At 47.9% G+C, this 16,291-nt stretch carries 17 protein-coding genes; 6 read left to right on the top strand and 11 right to left on the bottom strand.

Annotated elements, in window-relative coordinates:
* Positions 1–20 precede the first annotated feature (20 nt).
* From AC3WTJ_RS13710 to AC3WTJ_RS13675, 8 genes are all read right to left on the bottom strand, one after another.
* Positions 21–698, bottom strand: coding sequence for a GntR family transcriptional regulator (locus tag AC3WTJ_RS13710; RefSeq protein ID WP_492522251.1), 678 nt, complete (start codon positions 696–698; stop codon positions 21–23).
* Positions 699–788: 90 nt separating this feature from the next.
* Complete coding sequence (locus AC3WTJ_RS13705; protein ID WP_492522250.1) at positions 789–1,319, bottom strand: chromate transporter; 531 nt, start codon at positions 1,317–1,319, stop codon at positions 789–791.
* Positions 1,316–1,909 carry a chromate transporter gene (locus AC3WTJ_RS13700; RefSeq protein WP_492522249.1) on the bottom strand — a complete coding sequence of 198 codons (594 nt, stop codon included), beginning with the start codon at positions 1,907–1,909 and terminating at the stop codon, positions 1,316–1,318. Before AC3WTJ_RS13700 ends, AC3WTJ_RS13705 begins: the two co-directional genes overlap by 4 nt.
* A 52-nt stretch (positions 1,910–1,961) precedes the next feature.
* Positions 1,962–2,435, bottom strand: a complete 474-nt coding sequence (locus tag AC3WTJ_RS13695; protein WP_492522248.1) for a GlcG/HbpS family heme-binding protein — start codon at positions 2,433–2,435, stop codon at positions 1,962–1,964.
* Between the two features lie 28 nt (positions 2,436–2,463).
* Positions 2,464–3,933 carry an aldehyde dehydrogenase family protein gene (locus tag AC3WTJ_RS13690; RefSeq protein WP_492522247.1) on the bottom strand — a complete coding sequence of 490 codons (1,470 nt, stop codon included), beginning with the start codon at positions 3,931–3,933 and terminating at the stop codon, positions 2,464–2,466.
* 138 nt (positions 3,934–4,071) lie between these two features.
* Positions 4,072–4,782 carry an iron-containing redox enzyme family protein gene (locus AC3WTJ_RS13685; protein ID WP_127456901.1) on the bottom strand — a complete coding sequence of 237 codons (711 nt, stop codon included), beginning with the start codon at positions 4,780–4,782 and terminating at the stop codon, positions 4,072–4,074.
* 124 nt (positions 4,783–4,906) lie between these two features.
* The gene (locus tag AC3WTJ_RS13680; protein WP_492522246.1) at positions 4,907–6,310 is read right to left on the bottom strand and encodes a hypothetical protein; all 1,404 of its coding nucleotides are present in this window, start codon (positions 6,308–6,310) and stop codon (positions 4,907–4,909) included.
* A 4-nt stretch (positions 6,311–6,314) separates the two neighbouring features.
* A complete protein-coding gene (locus tag AC3WTJ_RS13675; protein ID WP_157324160.1) occupies positions 6,315–7,061 on the bottom strand; it encodes a creatininase family protein in 747 nt (248 codons plus the stop codon).
* Positions 7,062–7,216: 155 nt separating this feature from the next.
* Here AC3WTJ_RS13675 and yyaC point away from each other — a divergent pair, with 155 nt between their 5' ends.
* Positions 7,217–7,822 carry a spore protease YyaC gene (gene yyaC, locus AC3WTJ_RS13670; protein ID WP_492522245.1) on the top strand — a complete coding sequence of 202 codons (606 nt, stop codon included), beginning with the start codon at positions 7,217–7,219 and terminating at the stop codon, positions 7,820–7,822.
* Between the two features lie 22 nt (positions 7,823–7,844).
* On the opposite strand, the gene AC3WTJ_RS13665 is transcribed toward yyaC, so the two are convergent.
* Positions 7,845–9,308, bottom strand: a complete 1,464-nt coding sequence (locus AC3WTJ_RS13665) for a hypothetical protein (protein WP_157324164.1) — start codon at positions 9,306–9,308, stop codon at positions 7,845–7,847.
* 548 nt (positions 9,309–9,856) lie between these two features.
* On the opposite strand from AC3WTJ_RS13665, the gene AC3WTJ_RS13660 reads away from it, so the two are divergent.
* The 5 genes from AC3WTJ_RS13660 (at position 9,857) to AC3WTJ_RS13640 (ending at position 13,978) form a co-directional block, all read left to right on the top strand.
* On the top strand, positions 9,857–10,834 hold the full coding sequence (locus AC3WTJ_RS13660; protein WP_492522244.1) for an aldo/keto reductase: 978 nt from the start codon (positions 9,857–9,859) through the stop codon (positions 10,832–10,834).
* Positions 10,835–11,006: 172 nt separating this feature from the next.
* Positions 11,007–11,387, top strand: a complete 381-nt coding sequence (locus tag AC3WTJ_RS13655; protein ID WP_492522243.1) for a hypothetical protein — start codon at positions 11,007–11,009, stop codon at positions 11,385–11,387.
* Between the two features lie 80 nt (positions 11,388–11,467).
* Positions 11,468–11,890: an SRPBCC family protein gene (locus AC3WTJ_RS13650; RefSeq protein WP_127456908.1), complete on the top strand. Its 423-nt coding sequence runs from the start codon at positions 11,468–11,470 to the stop codon at positions 11,888–11,890.
* A 1-nt stretch (position 11,891) separates the two neighbouring features.
* Entirely contained in the window at positions 11,892–12,272 is a 381-nt protein-coding gene (locus tag AC3WTJ_RS13645) for an ArsR/SmtB family transcription factor (protein ID WP_492522242.1), read from the top strand.
* Positions 12,273–13,210: 938 nt separating this feature from the next.
* On the top strand, positions 13,211–13,978 hold the full coding sequence (locus tag AC3WTJ_RS13640) for a DODA-type extradiol aromatic ring-opening family dioxygenase (protein ID WP_492522241.1): 768 nt from the start codon (positions 13,211–13,213) through the stop codon (positions 13,976–13,978).
* Positions 13,979–14,138: 160 nt separating this feature from the next.
* Here AC3WTJ_RS13640 and AC3WTJ_RS13635 read toward each other — a convergent pair whose 3' ends face one another.
* Together AC3WTJ_RS13635 and AC3WTJ_RS13630 are read right to left on the bottom strand one after the other, a co-directional pair.
* On the bottom strand, positions 14,139–15,050 hold the full coding sequence (locus AC3WTJ_RS13635) for a GyrI-like domain-containing protein (RefSeq protein ID WP_492522240.1): 912 nt from the start codon (positions 15,048–15,050) through the stop codon (positions 14,139–14,141).
* Positions 15,051–15,190: 140 nt separating this feature from the next.
* Positions 15,191–15,901, bottom strand: coding sequence for a metallophosphoesterase family protein (locus AC3WTJ_RS13630; RefSeq protein WP_492522239.1), 711 nt, complete (start codon positions 15,899–15,901; stop codon positions 15,191–15,193).
* Positions 15,902–16,291: the final 390 nt, after the last annotated feature.

Below are 16,291 nucleotides of genomic sequence, written 5' to 3'. Positions count from 1 at the left end.
AGCGTAGGCAAATACGGCAATTATTCTCTTTCCAAAGCTTCCATATAAGCTTTCTTCGAGTTTTCAACGTGAATTTTCGTTAAATTTTCTGCAAACTCCGCTTCACCGTTCAGCACGGCTTTGACAATATCCCTATGCTCCTCCATCGCTTTGCGTTGGCGTCCAGGGAGTTCATAGCCAACATGAACGAAGGCGCGAATATAGTCGGATAAACCATCCAACATTTGCGTTAATCTCGGACTCTTAGCAGCTCGGAATATAATTTCATTCGCTTCAAAATGATACTCCCAGTCCGATTGCTCAAACGTCGGTTTCGCTAATGCGGTGTCAATCTCGACAACGATTTGGTTCAGTTCGTCCCGTTGCTGCTGTTCCAGCTTCTTCACAGCGAGTTTAACCGCTAAACTTTCCAACGAAGAGAGAATCGTGAAAATTTCAATGATTTCTTCCGGTGAAAGTCTGGAGACCACCACTCCCTTACGGGGAAGCGTCTTGACGAAACCCTGTGATTCAAGCCGGAATAAGGCTTCCCGGATGGGCGTGCGGCTAACATTTAGTTGATCGGCAAGCTCTCTCTCGATGATCCGGTCACCGGATTTGTACACACCTTGAACAATAGCTTGTTTAATATATTGAAACACTTTATCCCGAATCGGGCTTAATTCCTCATCTTTCCAAACAACTGGATTGTCCGGCATATGGTATACCTCCGCGAATGCGTTTTCTTACAGTGTAATCGATACACCATAACCAATCAACTTTTTAAAAGACGGAGGTCTACCGCCGAATCAACCCAGCACAAAAGCCCCATACACTAAACCCAATCCTACGACAGCTGCTGGATGCACTTTCCATTTCTCCAAAGCCATAAAGCTGGCCGCTGCCAAGAATGCCGTCTGCCAAATACCCGCCGATTGATACGCACTGTTGAAAAACTGCAGTGCCAACGTACCGAGAAGAACGGCGACGATCGGGCGCACGATCAGCGTCATCGCCATGACTTGCGGGGCTCCTTTGAAGAAGTTGATGAACTTGAACAATAGGACCATCGCAAGCGCTGTAGGAAGAATGGTGGCGATTAACGCAACAATCGCGCCAAGAATGCCGCCTACCTGATACCCGATATATCCGGCAAGCTTGGTGGCGATTGGACTTGGCAGTGCATTGCCGAGCGCCAGCACATTGCCGAACTCTTCCACGTTCATCCATCCGTAGTGGTCAACTACTTCGGCCTGAAGCAGCGGGATAATCGGCGGCCCTCCGCCGTAGCCTAATATGTTCGGAACAAAGAAGGCCCAAAATATTTCTAAGAGCTTCATGCTGAAAAACCCCTGTCTGCATCGCGCCCCTGCTGATTGCGCTTCTTTTTGTTAGCCAAGTAAGTTGACTCCGTGAACGCATAAGCAAGCGCGATGCCAATCAGTAAGCCTGGATTCAAGTTAAGCAGAACCAGCGCGATAATCGAGATGAGTGTCCACGCCAGCGTTTTGCTCTTCACCCAACTTTGCCAAGCTTTTTTGAAAAAGTCATAAGCCATAACCGCCATCATCACACCGATAACGGGCTGAATTCCGTGCGTCATGCCGCCTACAATGCCGGAATCTTTTAACTTATAGATGAGACCAAGAAGTAAAATCATACCTACAAGCACGGGAATGACCATAGCGGCTATAGCAATAAATGCGCCTAAGTAGCCTTTCACCTTGTAACCGATATATCCCGCCATTTTCGTAGCGATTGGACCGGGCAATGCATTCCCCATCGCAAGTACATCTGTAAATTCATCGTCCGTCATCCACTGGTACTTCTGAACAGCTTCCGCATGAACCAAAGGAATCATGGTAGGCCCGCCGCCGTACCCCAAGAGACCGATTCGAAAAAAACCGAGGAACAGATTCCAATACACCATCTTCCCTCTTCCCTCTCCATGTGCAGCTAGTTTCACAAGGAACGAACCGCGTTTATTTTTTAATATCCGCTTGGGTCATTACTTCATATTCGCTGCCCAAATGCTGCTGCAAAGCCTTTAACGCCGCGGTGCCGACCGCTGTATCCTGCTCCCCGTTCCCTCCGCTGATGCCGACGCCTCCAATGACTTCGCCATTCACGACAATCGGGAATCCGCCAACGAAGATCGCAAACTTACCTGGCATCATCACGTGAATGCCGAACGCTTCTCCGGTTGTTGTCGCAGGTCCTCCCGGTTGGTTGAACAGATGCGTGGAACGCTTGTGGCCGCTTGCCGTAAAAGCTTTGGACGTTGCAATCTCAGGGCCGGTAATCCGCCCGCCATTCATGCGCTCCAGGGCAATGATGTAGCCGCCGTCATCCACGATACAGATGGATTCCAAAGCTTTAACTTCTTTCGCCGCTATTTTAGCCGCCTCTATCATCACTTTTGCTTCTTCCAGCTCCAGCTTTAAGACCGATTTCATGTCAGATCCTCCGTTATGAATCTATCGTTTAGATGCCATGGTAGACTGTTTTGATTTGCGTGTAAAAATCAAGTGCGGCACGACCGGACTCGCGGTACGTTGCTGTACTGGACATTTTCACGCCGCCAAATGGCGCGTTGTAGGCATTCCCCGTCGTCGGACGGTTAATTTTCACCATGCCGGTCTCGATGTTCTGGATAAAATGTTGAATCCGGCCGGACTCGGACGTGCAAATCGCTGCGGATAGTCCGAACTCCACATCATTGGCGATGTCCATCGCTTCTTGGAAGCTGCTGACACGGATCACGGAGATAACCGGTCCAAAAATCTCTTCCTGCGCGATGCGCATATCAGGTGCAACGCCTACGAATACGGCTGGCGTTACGTAGTAACCATTCGCGTAATCGCCGTCGGTTAGCTGCTCGCCGCCTACAACCAACTCGGCGCCTTCCGCTTTTCCGATGGCGACGTAATCGAGCACATTGCGAAGTTGGCTTTCATTCGCCAGCGGACCGACTTCAACGCTTTTGCTTAACCCGTTGCCGACCTTGAGCTGCTTGGTTTTCTCTACAAGCTTCTCAACAAATTCATCATGCACCGCGTCCATGATGATAACACGGCTCGTGCCTGTGCAAGCTTGACCCGTTAATTCGAATCCGCCTTTCACGGCGAGCTCCACCGCATGATCGATATTCGCATCATCCATCACGATCAGCGGATTCTTACCGCCTAGCTCCAGCTGCACGCGAGTGGATAATCGTACCTGACGATTGATCTTCTCTCCTGCGCCCGTGGAACCCGTGAAGGTAACCGCTTTGACGGCGGAATGGGTGACTAGCGGCACGCCTGTTTTGGAAGCGGAGCCTGTCACGAAGTTGATTACGCCCGCTGGAAGTCCAGCCTGATGAAGCGCCTCCACCAACCGATAAGCAATCAACGGCGTGTTCGATGCCGGTTTAAAGACCACGGTGTTGCCCGTAACTAATGCCGGAGCGATCTTGCGTACTGGAATGGAAATCGGGAAATTCCAAGGTGTAATGACTGAAATAACACCTAAAGGTTCTTTCCGTGTATATACAAAGGTCGTTGCATCATCCGAGGGTAGCGTTTCGCCGGAAACGTTTAATCCTTCAGAGGCGTAGTACCTGAGCGTTTGGGCGGAACGTTTCACTTCCATCCGGGAGCTCGCCACCGTTTTTCCTTCCTCGCGAGTCAGTTCTCCCGCATATTGCTCCAAACCTGCTTCCAGCAAGTCCGCTGCTTTGTACAAGATTTCCGCTCGCTTGGTAGGGGAAACGTGACGCCAAGTTTTGAAGGCCTGCTCAGCTGCCTCCATAGCCTGGATGACATCCTCTTCGGTCGAAGCTTGAAATTTTCCTACGGTATCTTTCACATTAGCCGGGTTCATAGTCGTGAAGGTTTCACCGCTTGCGGCTCCTACCCATTCCCCGTTAATCAGGTTCTTGAAAATCTGTACGGCTGTTTCTGTTGCTGCCATGTCAATCCCCTTTCTCTTTAACGACCAATTTCGGCTCAAAAGCAGGGTCTGTATGCCAGTTAAACCAATTCCCGAGAATACAATATCCCGGGAACGGTTTAACTTCTATTTTCTATGAACATTTATAAGAGATAAGGACTATTCCAAGCAAAATTCGCGAGAGATCGCTGCGATGTACATTCTGCGCATTTTCGTAGCTTCTTCTACAATTTTGATACAGCGTTGTTGATCTTCAGGTGTTCTAGCATATTCAAGTACGATTTGGTAGCCACGCTCGCCGTGGATCTCATCGGAAACGATATGTAAATCGAAAAATTCCACTTCTTCATCTGTAAAACCGTAGTGATTGCGAAGCGTTGGCGTTTGTCTGCGGTAGATGGCAGGCACTTGAGATTCAAGTCCTACAACTAACGCTGCTGTTGCGAACAAGAAATTTTCTTTGAAAGCCATCCGGTAACACCAGGACTGCAAGCCGATTGTCTCAGGAAGCAGATGCTGCATGGATTCCACGCGTTCGCGCGTCGTTCCGCAAGCTTCACCAAAACGAATTAACAAATCGGTGTGACGGTCGCCGCCGAGCTCCTCTTCCCACATGTTTTGCAGGATGAAGTCTCTTGCATCCTCATGCGGACAGTTGGCATAGATGTAAGCCAAGTACTCTGCGAATGGACCTACATACGCGTAATGCTGTTCTACCCATCTGGCAAAATGCTCTTTCTTCAATTCACCATTGGCCCACATTGTTGTAAAAGGAGCTTTTGAAACGGCATTGCCTTCAATGGCTTGCTCAAGTGCATAGCGGAATTCCTCTTTGTTCATCAAACGGGATTCAGTTGCTGCTGTTGTCATATAAAACTCTCCTCTCAAAATGTAAAGTGTGTAGTAGATTAACTTGTCGATCGTTCTGGCATTTGGTATATGGTATACCAAAATGATTTCATGGACTTATTATTACTTAGATTAGGCTACCCTGTCAACCCACTTTTTTTAAGATTAACAGCAAGATCATTGACATGATTAAATACGCGATTGTAAACGGTGCATTCCAGTTTGAAACCTTATACGAGCTTTTCCCTATCAAGTTAGACATCATCCCGGCAGTAGCGTTGTAAGGCCCCATCAAAAACGCCGTGGCCGCCCCCGTAAGCATAGCGATCGCCATCAGCTGCACGGAAATACCAAGCGCGTGCGGATTCAATGACTCCGCTGCCAGAGCCAATCCAACTGCAGGATGCAGCCCGATAAATGCAAGCGCTAACGGAATTAGCGGAATCATGAGCAAAAAGAGATCAGACCCGATGACATGTTGAATAGCCATAATTCCTTCGTTGATCGCATGATTGCTGCCAGTAGACTTAATAGCTGAAATCATAAAACCGGCGCTTAAGAAAACGAAGAATTGATCCTTCATTTTCAGCACATGAGACGATAGCAAGGTTTGGCTGCTTGTAATAAACGCCATACCCTTCCCTAACATCAAAGACCAAACGTAAGCGAAGGGAATAACGATGATCGAGACCAACAGCAGGAATCCCATATGCGTAAATCGCTCTAATACAAAAACAAGAACATTAAGGACAACGATCGCGATAAGAATTTGCCAAGGATGGCTCCCTTTGACCTCGTTAGACTCATTTGGTTGATGAACAACCGCATTTTCCCTGGCAGCGGAAATTTCCTCAAGTGTAGTCAGACTAATCTTTTTCAGCCGGCGGTTAGCGACCCACGTCCCCATCAGCCAATCCAAAGCCAGACCTAATAAGCTGAACGGGATGACGATAGGTAAAATCGCACTCCAACTTACACCTGTCATTTCTACAATAATCCCGACAATCGGAGCTACCGGTGTCCATAGAATTGGCATGCTGTAGCCATGTGTAATCGCCCGGCTAATAAATCTGTCTTTTTGCTGGATCGGATAATATTGCAGGGAAGGCTGTATACTGTGGTACATCATCGGCAGTGTAGCCAGGTTCATAAACGAACTCAATATATAGGATAATAATGAAGTAATACAATAAAGCATACCGGAGTGCTGCACCTTGCTGTAGAGAATCGCTTGTACTCTCACCGCGTAGTGTCCGAGCTCGATGGGCAGAGCAATCATCGGAATCAGCACAAATAAGCTTAATACGTTCAGCATACTGCCGAAGCTAAGGAAGTAATCCGTCCATGAGGCTCCGTTCAACGCTAGAAGAATGGCGCCCGTGCTTAGGAAAATTGTGCCTAATAGCTGCACGAATGGCTTGATCGAGCGAAATGCGACGACAATAATGACAAGACTAAGTCCGGACTGGAGCCAAGTCAGCCACTCGCTGGGATAGATTTCTGAGACAAGATAGGCGGCGATCGCTGCAATAAACAGTGCTTGCTTCATAAGTTTATATCATGTCTCTAACGGCTTGAGTCAACCGCTCAAGGGCCGTCTCAACAATCTCCTCTCCGATGTCCCGGCTGGCTTTCGTCGCATCGCCGATGCAGCCGTTGCGCGTCATTTCTTCATAGTAATAGAAGCCTTGAAGGGGACTGCCCGGGCGGAGCTTTTTCCACCTTCCCTCTTGAATGTCGCCTTTTTCCAGTTTATCCTCCCGAACGAGATGAGGCGCCAAATACATCGCTTCGGACACTTCGCGATCGCAGCTGTGACCGTACAGCTTGGATGTAAGCCGCCTGTCCATCACGTCTTTCGCAGAAGCCGTCGTTTTGGCATAAAAGAGGGACACTCCCAGCTCTGCTGTCAGCGTATCTGCTGCCACGCCGAGGGTCGCTTGGTTGCCGCCATGCGAATTGATGACCAGGAATTTCTCAATTCCTTGGCTTTTTAATGATTTGATCATATCGCGCAAAATCGCAATAACGGTTGTAGGTTCCAAGGAAATTGTACCCGGAAAATGAAGATGATGCGGCGAAACGCCCATATTAATAGTAGGCGTTAGCAGGGCCTCCGGGTATAATCTTGCCGTTAGCCTTTTTCCCATCTCTTCAGCTAGTACAGCATCGCAGCTTTCAACCATATGAGGGCCGTGCTGTTCATGTGCGCCTAGTGGAATAATGGCAATTTTGACCGTTTTGAGCGCTGCTTCTACCTCTGGCCATGTCATTTGTGTTAAAATATAAGCATTCGACATCGCTTTCACTCTCCTTTCTCTACTTGTGTATATTGTATACCAAGATTATATTAGGATATAGTATAATTTATGATTTTCTATCCGTTCAGGATGTCTACTCATACTGTACAGCTGCTCGGCGTATATTACTTACGGAAGAGAGGTGATTTTACCCCATGATGCGCCATATTCATTACCTTGATAAGAAATCTGTTGCCTATTTGTCTGAAGCTTTAACGAATCATTATTTATCAAAACCGGCCTACACGGAAATTGTCATTATATGTGTCGGCACCAACCGTTACACGTGGGATTCCCTGGGCCCGATGGTCGGGAGCCGGTTATCCGAGCGGTTCGAAGGCAACCGTCATGTTCATCTTTATGGAACGCTGGAGAAACCCGTGCATGCACTCAATTTACAGAAGACCATCGCTCACATTGCCAAAACACATAATCAAGCTTACACGATTGCTGTTGATGCCGCTCTTGGCCAGTTCTACAAAATCGGAACGCTCCAACTAGTGGAAGAACCGCTTCAGCCCGGCGTCAGCTTAAATAAAGAGCTCCCCCCTATCGGTCATATTCATCTCAAAGGGATTATTAACAACCACAGCTTGCTCAACCATAAAGTCATGGAGCACACAAGTCTTACGTTTATTGATGAAATGTCAGCGGTGATCTCGCGTCTTTTGGTAAAATCCTGTCAAGACATCATGCCACAGCTAATGCCTGCTCCTCAATTAGGGAATGAAGCGCCTAACCATCTATCGTCAGCGACGTAAATGGCTTAGCGCTTTTTTTAACCTACCATATTAAAACAGCTAAAATCGTAGAAACACTTAAGCCGATAATAACCGGCAGGAAGTTCTTCCGCGCCAAATCAATCGCCGAGACACCGGCGAATCCGGCAACCGCTACGAGCGATGACCACGCAATCAGCGTCCCTCCGCCTGACCATACCGACCCCATTTGGCCGATTGCCGCCAACGTGGAAGGATCCATACCTACCGCCGGCGCCAAAGCACCGGATAGCGAGCCTGTGAGAGGAAGACCGGAGAAGCCCGAGCCTTCTAATCCTGCGATAATCCCCATAACCAACAATCCAAACGAAGTGAGGATGCCGCTCGACGGGATCAGATGCTGTACAGACATCACCAAATCGTAGAGAATCGCCGGCGCTTTATCGCCTTCGCCTAAGGAGAGTATGCTTTTGGAGAAATCTGCATTCCCCAGGAAAAAGAATCCTGCGATCGGAATGACCGGCCCCATGGCTTTGAATGCAAAAACGAAGCCTTCTGTCAGATGATCGCTGATCTTATCCAAGGCTTGAACTTTGGAGAATAATGTGCAGGATAAAATGAGCAGGATAACCGCCACACCGCCGATAAACGCGGCGCCGTCTCCTCCTTCAAATCCGCTCATGCCTTTGTGTCCCAGCTTGCTTAGAATCATAACCACCATTACGGCAAGCATGGAAAGTGGAACAAGCACGGCGAACACTTTGGACCATCGAATGACGGCCGGACTAAGCGTTTCTACGGTTGCAGCCGCTTCAGGAAACTCGGAAGCTGTCTGTACAACACGGATAGCTTGTACCTGATTTGAAGTTTCAGCAGATGTGCTTTCCGGCTTACGGATCGCTTTTCTGTTCATGAGATAAGCTCCGGTTAGCGCTACGCCCCCCGTGATGAGAGACAAGATCATCGCTTTATCCGCTACGGAAGCCGTATCAATGCCTGCACCCTTTGCGCTAAGCATCGGCGCTACTTGCATGACATAGTCAGACGATAATGCCATGCCTTGTCCGGCAATCGCAATCGCCATACCGGCTCCCATTGCTGGTAAACCTGCGCGAATGGCTGCTGGAATCAGCAGCGCTCCGATTAACGGAACGGCCGGCGTCGGCCAGAAAAAAAGTGAAATGACATATGTAACAACAGCTAAAACAATGTAGGCAATGTGACCATTGACCATTAGCTTCTGAATAGGCGTGATCATGCGCTTGTCAGCGCCGATATCCCTCAAAGAAGCCAGCAAAGCGACCATAAACGTAATAATCAAGAAAATCGTAAATAATTCTTTGGCTGCAGTCAGATTAGCGTTGTAGACTGCTTTGAACCCGCTGATCACATCCCCCTTATAAATCCATCCGATTAAGAAGGTACCAATTAAGGTGGGAATGACGACTCCTCGTTTTAACAACATGACGACGATAACGCTTAATGTCACTAAAGCATACACAACATGTGATGAAGTAATCATCCGCATCCCCCGTATTCATCATTTTTTGACCTTCGAAGAGAATTATACCGCATTTTCTTCTGTGTGAATAGATATTTGGTGCATTGTATACAAAAAAAATACTGAATACAGGTCTAAAAATAATGAATTTCGTGGATATAGTGTTATAAAACATGACGCATGTTGTTTCCGGTGCTGCAGCGCAACCTAAGAATGGTAATTTTCAGCTAAAACATTTCATTAATTACGTGAAAGATCTCTTCTTATGTGGTTATCACCTCAATTATTTAAGTTTTACAGTCATTACCAACGAAAAGTGTAAGCGATTTCACTGTCATTTTAACAGATTTATACGAAGAGGGAAAGAATAAATATGTATTTGGTATACAATTCCAATACATCAGGTTAGTTAGTAACTCGCTCTATAGAAAGTTACCTTTAAGTCACCAACTGTAAACATTTTCACTACTTTCACTGATGTAGAAACTTCTATAAAATAGAAACTATCATCACGACGTACAAGTCTTCAACAATTAGTGCTTACTAATATCAAGAGGAATGTGGGAGGATGAATCATGAAGTATTCGTATTTAGGGAAATCCGGCTTAAAGGTCAGTCAATTATGTCTGGGAACCATGAACTTTGGACCGGAAACTGAGGAAAAAGAAGCCTTTAAAATTATGGATGCCGCATTGGATGCGGGAATCAATTTTTTCGATACAGCTAATGTGTACGGTGGCGTTGAAAGAAGGGGCTGGACGGAAGAAATTATCGGCCGCTGGTTCAAGCAAGGCGGTGGGCGCCGAGAGAAAGTTATTCTCGCAACCAAAGCCTATGGCGATATGAACGATCCTCATGATGGTCCAAACGCAGAGCGCGGATTGTCTGCTTACAAAATCAGACGTCATCTGGAAGCCTCCCTCAAAAGACTGCAAACCGACCACATTGAGCTTTATCAAATGCATCATATCGATCGCAACGTGAGTTGGGATGAGCTGTGGGGTGTGTTCGAATCCGCGGTTAACCAAGGCACTGTCGACTATATTGGCTCCAGTAACTTTGCAGGCTGGCATATTGCCTGTGCTCAAGCTGAAGCGAAAGCCCGCCATTTCCTAGGCTTAGTCTCCGAGCAGCATCTGTACAATCTGCTTGCCAGATTGCCTGAGCTGGAAGTGCTTCCTGCTGCTGAGAAGCTGGGTCTTGGCGTCATTCCGTGGAGTCCGCTTGCCGGAGGCTTGCTCGGCCGTAACGCCTTGGCAGGCACTGGTGCCCGCAGCACGCGTTCTGCCGAACGGGTTGAGAAACATCGCAGCCAATTGGAGCAATTCTCTGCACTCTGCAAAGAAATCGGCGAAAAAGAGGATGTTGTTGCTTTGGCATGGGTTCTATCGCACTCGGCTGTTACTTCACCGATTATCGGACCTAGAACCATCGAGCAGCTCCAGGACTCCTTGCGCGTACCTGAGGTTTCACTTAGTGAAGATACTTTGAAAAAGTTAGATGAAATCTTCCCTGGTCCCGGTAAAGCGGCTCCGGAAGCTTACGCTTGGTAAATAGCAGCGGCTGCTCTCTTAGAGAGTGGCTGCTTTTTTTCCTCTTGACGCGAAACCAAAAGGTTTCGTATAATCCAACATGTAACCAATTGGTTTCGTATTTCATGAGCAAATGTATTTTAGGACAACCTACAAGTAAGCTAGGCATGGAATGGAAAGGCAGGCCCTGACGATGCAAGAAGCATTACTAAAAAAGCTGCATTATAAACAAGGACGAGCTCTCGTACTTCATGCGCCTGAAGGCTATGCGCTCGGTATTGAAGAGCCTGGGGAGCCGAATGGGACTTACGATTTCGTCCAGCTTTTTGTTAAGGACGCAGCTGAAGTTGAAGAATGGGCGCCTAAGGCGATCCAGCATCTGAAAGACGACGCTTTGTTCTGGATCACCTACCCGAAGCAAAGCTCGAAGATCAAGACGAATATTAACCGTGACAGCCTGTTTGCCTTGATTTCGAGCATCTCAGAGTATCGCGCGGTTAGCAATGTGGCTGTGGACGAGACATGGTCCGCACTCCGTTTCCGTCATTTGGATAAGGTGAAGAGCAAGGGTTAACAGCACATGATTCAAGTAAAGTGCAAAATCAGCAACAAATCCAAAATAACAACACATCATTTCATTGGAGGAATTTTAAAATGAGCAATCAAACAAACACACTACCGGACATTGTACAAACTGTCGTTTTCAACGCGCCGATTCAAAAAGTATGGGATGCCGTTGCGACTTCCGAGGGCATCGCGGCTTGGTTCATGCCGAACAATTTCAAACCGGAAGCCGGTTATGAATTTCACTTGGAAGCCGGGCCTTTCGGCAACTCCCCTTGCAAAGTAACGGACGTTACACCGCCTAACCGCCTTTCTTTCGCATGGGGCAAAGACTGGTCGCTTACATTTGAATTGAAAGATGTAGATGGCAAAACGGAATTCACTCTCATCCACTCCGGTTGGGATGCGGACAAGGTTACGGAATTCAACCAACCTCATTCCGTTGTACGCGAGATGATGGCGAACGGCTGGGCTGGTATCGCGAAGAAACTTACGGCTTACATCGAGGCTTAAGATGCCAGCCCCCTCCCCCTCGCAGAAACATGATGTGTTTCAAGCGATAGCCGATCCGACGCGCCGGCAGGTGCTGCAGCTGCTTCGCGAGCAGGAGCTCCCTGTGACCGTGATTTCCGGTCATTTTCCGATCAGCCGCACGGCGGTGTCCAAGCATTTGCGCATCCTTGCCGATGCGGGGCTGGTGAAAGAGCGGAAAGTCGGCCGCGAAACCCGCTACAGGCTGGAAGCGGAACCGCTGATGGAGCTCAAGCGCTGGCTTTCCTACTATGAACGTTATTGGGAAAACAAATTAAACGCACTTAAACGATTCGTCGAGTCCGACGACGAAGATGGCGGCAACCCCTTTGCCGCGTTGGAATTGGTGGATCCAACCGATTAGAGGAAAACCTGGCCTGCTGTGGGCCAGGTTTTTTTGCGTTTAGGCGGCGCGTTGCGCCCAGGATTCGCGCGCGGCGCGTTGCGCCTGAGAATTCGCGCGCGGCGAATTACGATTGAGTTTCTCTATCGCTAAGTTGCACATTGTGCAAGGAAGCGGGTGGAATTTGACCCGATCATTCCTCTACAATGCACTTTGTGCATTGTAGAAGGCGAAAATCCCCCATTTCAGCCCGTTTGGGATGAAATGAATGTACTTTATGCAACATAGATGGCCTAACTTGCCCAAATCACCTCTCTACGTTGCAGTTTGTGCAATGAAGGCAAACGTGGATCTATTGCAGAAAGTTGCAGGAGGAATCAGCGCTAACTCCAAGTAATCCATCTACTCCTGTACCCAGTTCAAGGTTAATGCCCCATGTAGACGGTTCGGCTGAGGTAGATGAAAAAGCTACTGTTAATCTCCGCTGTTTGATAGCAGGGAACGGAGTAACGGTAGAGGCTACAGCTAAATTGCTGGAAATGGACGAAAACTGCTAGAAATGCTGATATTAGTGGTAGAAACCGGAGTAAATTGAGCAAAATTAGATCTATAGCGGAAAGTAGCAGGAGGAATCGAAGCTAACTCCAAGTCATCTATCTACTCCTGTGCCCAGTTCCAGCTTGACGCCACATCTAGAAGGTTCAGCTGAGGTAGATGGAAAAGCTACCGTTAATCTGCGCTGTTTGATGGCAGAAAATGGAATAAAGGTAGAGTAAGCACTAGACGAACGCTGAAAGGTTCTCAGCAAATAAGGCCATACTATCCCTGAGATTAATCCCTTCTTTCGAACCTCAACTTACAAAAAGTAAACAACTTACTTGACCTGAAAGCTGCTTGCGCGTAATATAAGTTACATAAAGTAACTAGGTTATTAAATGTAACTATAAGGAGCGATGACGATGATTTCACCTATATTTGTTGGGCATGGGTCACCCATGATGGCTATTCAAGATACGGCGTGCACCGAATTTCTTTTGGACTATGGCAAAAAGGTTTCACCCAAAGCCATCGTGATTTTTACAGCTCACTGGGAAACGGAGGTCCTTACCATCTCCTCCACGGACGATGTTTATGAGACCATCTACGATTTCGGCGGCTTTCCGAAGGAGTTATTCCAAATCAAGTACCCGGCAAAAGGCAGCAAAGCGCTCGCCGCTCAGCTTGCCGAGCGCTTCCAAGCCAAAGGCATCCAAGTAAACTTGGACGCCCAGCGCGGACTTGATCACGGCTCATGGGTGCCTCTGCTGCGCATGTTCCCTACACCTGTCTGCCCTGTGATCCAAGTGTCCGTGAACCCCTACCTGCCGCCTGCTGAGCAGTATCGCATAGGGGAAGCGCTGCGCGGCCTCGATCAGGAAGATATCCTGATTATCGGAAGCGGCGCCACCGTGCACAATCTGCGCGCGCTCAACTGGGAAGCCACGGAGCCGGATACTTGGGCTGTCGCTTTTGACGATTGGCTCGTGCAGAACATGAGCGCTCAGAACCTGACCGCGCTGTTCAACTACGCAGCCGAAGCCCCTCATGCGCGCATGGCTGTCCCCCGGCCTGAGCACTTCGTTCCGCTTTATATCGCAATGGGCAGCGGTGACCCGGCTCGCACGCCACAAGTCATTCACCGCAGCTATGAAGTCGGCTCGCTGAGCTATCTGTCCGTATCCTTTTAACCGGAGTAGACAAAAAGAGACCCACAGCAACGGGCTGCGGGTCTTAAGTATATATATATTAAAAGGGGGTCGAATTTCATTATAGGTCCCGAACCTTAATTCTAGATGAAAACAAGATTGCATTTCGATTACAAATGATGGTTATTTTGTTTACAAGCTGTTATTTATCTTTTACCGGAATGTAGATGTCAATCTGAAACTGATCATGCTTGTCGGCATGGCAGCGCTCATCATACCACTCAAACTCCACGCCGCCTGCGTGTTCCAAGCCCGAATGAGGGAACCATTCCTCGAAGATAGACTTCCACGTGCTATGAATCGAGGCGACGAATTGATCCGGGGTCACTTTGGGTGTCGTAAAAACAGCATATCTGGCCTCAGGGAACTCACGGCATATCAAGTCAGCAGGCACACCTTCAAAGCTTGTAGCTTCCATCCCGATCAGATACGTTAATTCCCCAGTCTCCATATTAAAATCCGTACACAGGCCAAGCTCAACCGGTGAATCCGTGTGAACGCGATTGCCTATGCGGCTTCCCTTATTCTCTTGAAGATAGGTGTTCCAAAAAGCAGGAATGTCCCGGTGATTTTGCCCATCTTTGCAAGTCGTCCTCAGTTCGTATCCAATTAGCTTAAAAGCCGGTTTCGTTCTCAATTGATATTCCATGCGTATGCCTCCTAAATAGGGATTGGGATTTAATTTCCTTTGCAGCACATTCGCTTTGGCATATAACGGTGTCACAATACCTTGCTTCCGATAGGCGAGCGGTGTTCGCTCAAACACCTTTTTAAATGCTCGAGTGAAGTTTTCATGGGATTGAAACCCATGATCGAGGGCAATATCGATCAGCCTTTGATCCGTATGCGCGATTCGGTAGGCGGCTCTCGCCAATCTTCTTTTCCGAACATACTCCATCACCGCTTCTCCAACCATGCTCTGAAAAACCCTATGAAAATGGAATTCAGAGAAACAGGCTACACGAGCAAGCCCCTCCACGGACAAAGGCTCCGCAAGATGGTCTTCAATATAATCCAATATCGCCTGGATTTGTGTATCATACTCGGTGCCCATCGTCTATTGCCCCCTCCTGCTGCTATCCACAGTGTACGTGATTGAACGTCTAGCTTCTTGATCTTTCTTGCTAAAAGGGAATCCGGGGACGACTCCGATCATTCCGTGCGGCGATCTTGAATAGCGATACTGAGCAGCGGCTATTTCCAACTGCCTCTTGAGGCTACGGAATACGTCGTGTACTCGTTTTTCCCCCTGATTTCCAAACAATTGAGTTGAAAGCCGTACGGGCAGGCGCCGTCAATGCCGATTTTGTCGCGGTCAAACCACACATCCGCTTTGCCATGAATATCTTTGGCTGGGGTGTGGCCAAAAATAACCGTCTTTTTCACAACGGTCGGCTGCTGAACAAAAGGCGCACGAATCCACAAAAAGTCCCGTTCCGGCTGCGTTTTCCAATCAACGAATGCGGGATTCAGCCCGGCGTGCACATAAATATGATTCTCGTCCTCGTAATAAAGCGGAAGATTGTTTAGAAAGGTGATGTGATCCAAGCACTTGCCCAAAATCCGCTCTTTGGATTGCTTAATATCCAAATTGTCCTGACCGCAGAAGCTTCTGAACGTTTGGATACCGCCATGTTCGAAAAACTTCATCTCCGTCAAAGGATCTACTTCGCTCAACACTTCTACGAACCGCTGATCATGATTGCCTTTGAGCGCAATGGCACCCTCTTCACGCACTAAGCGCATGACGTATTCTACCGTTCCCCGACTGTCAGGACCGCGATCCACATAGTCTCCCAGTAGGACAAGTTGGTCTTCCTCAGCATTGAAATTGACTTTAACTAGTAATTGCTTGAATTCCTCCAAACAACCATGGATATCGCTTACGACTAACGTTCTTTTCATCTACTGTACCCCCTGATGTCAGGCTTCATTCCCCTACGAGTCTCTCTAGTATTCTATTTTATCATAGGGATTACCTGTTTAAGGCGGTGAAGATGTGAAAAAGAGATTATGGATCAACAACCGGGCCGTATGCCCCATTGCACGAATTCCAATGAAACGACCCTTTTGAGGCGATTTTTCCACTCTTCCTTGGATAAAATCCAATAGCACCCGTTGAAACCGGGTTATTTGGCACCGAATTCACCCCTCCCATTGGAATTCTTCCAATGGATCGGACAATTCCGCCCTCCAAATGGCCTTTCTATTGGATTTCATCCACTACGTTTGCGAGAAACCTAACATCACTCAAAAAAATGAATAACATTACTTATATTTCAAAATATTTACATA

Source organism: Paenibacillus sp. FW101-FHT12H11 (genome assembly GCF_058790355.1).
Note: the sequence above shows the minus strand (reverse complement) of the source record. Positions and strands in the feature narration are given on the sequence as shown.

What these genes read in the sequence shown, in the direction of transcription:
- AC3WTJ_RS13710 (WP_492522251.1), bottom strand. Translation starts at nt 698, where the DNA reads ATGCCGGACAATCCAGTTGTTTGGAAAGATGAGGAATTAAGCCCGATT.
- AC3WTJ_RS13705 (WP_492522250.1), bottom strand. Translation starts at nt 1,319, where the DNA reads ATGAAGCTCTTAGAAATATTTTGGGCCTTCTTTGTTCCGAACATATTA.
- AC3WTJ_RS13700 (WP_492522249.1), bottom strand. Translation starts at nt 1,909, where the DNA reads ATGGTGTATTGGAATCTGTTCCTCGGTTTTTTTCGAATCGGTCTCTTG.
- AC3WTJ_RS13695 (WP_492522248.1), bottom strand. Translation starts at nt 2,435, where the DNA reads ATGAAATCGGTCTTAAAGCTGGAGCTGGAAGAAGCAAAAGTGATGATA.
- AC3WTJ_RS13690 (WP_492522247.1), bottom strand. Translation starts at nt 3,933, where the DNA reads ATGGCAGCAACAGAAACAGCCGTACAGATTTTCAAGAACCTGATTAAC.
- AC3WTJ_RS13685 (WP_127456901.1), bottom strand. Translation starts at nt 4,782, where the DNA reads ATGACAACAGCAGCAACTGAATCCCGTTTGATGAACAAAGAGGAATTC.
- AC3WTJ_RS13680 (WP_492522246.1), bottom strand. Translation starts at nt 6,310, where the DNA reads ATGAAGCAAGCACTGTTTATTGCAGCGATCGCCGCCTATCTTGTCTCA.
- AC3WTJ_RS13675 (WP_157324160.1), bottom strand. Translation starts at nt 7,061, where the DNA reads ATGTCGAATGCTTATATTTTAACACAAATGACATGGCCAGAGGTAGAA.
- yyaC (WP_492522245.1), top strand. Translation starts at nt 7,217, where the DNA reads ATGATGCGCCATATTCATTACCTTGATAAGAAATCTGTTGCCTATTTG.
- AC3WTJ_RS13665 (WP_157324164.1), bottom strand. Translation starts at nt 9,308, where the DNA reads ATGCGGATGATTACTTCATCACATGTTGTGTATGCTTTAGTGACATTA.
- AC3WTJ_RS13660 (WP_492522244.1), top strand. Translation starts at nt 9,857, where the DNA reads ATGAAGTATTCGTATTTAGGGAAATCCGGCTTAAAGGTCAGTCAATTA.
- AC3WTJ_RS13655 (WP_492522243.1), top strand. Translation starts at nt 11,007, where the DNA reads ATGCAAGAAGCATTACTAAAAAAGCTGCATTATAAACAAGGACGAGCT.
- AC3WTJ_RS13650 (WP_127456908.1), top strand. Translation starts at nt 11,468, where the DNA reads ATGAGCAATCAAACAAACACACTACCGGACATTGTACAAACTGTCGTT.
- AC3WTJ_RS13645 (WP_492522242.1), top strand. Translation starts at nt 11,892, where the DNA reads ATGCCAGCCCCCTCCCCCTCGCAGAAACATGATGTGTTTCAAGCGATA.
- AC3WTJ_RS13640 (WP_492522241.1), top strand. Translation starts at nt 13,211, where the DNA reads ATGATTTCACCTATATTTGTTGGGCATGGGTCACCCATGATGGCTATT.
- AC3WTJ_RS13635 (WP_492522240.1), bottom strand. Translation starts at nt 15,050, where the DNA reads ATGGGCACCGAGTATGATACACAAATCCAGGCGATATTGGATTATATT.
- AC3WTJ_RS13630 (WP_492522239.1), bottom strand. Translation starts at nt 15,901, where the DNA reads ATGAAAAGAACGTTAGTCGTAAGCGATATCCATGGTTGTTTGGAGGAA.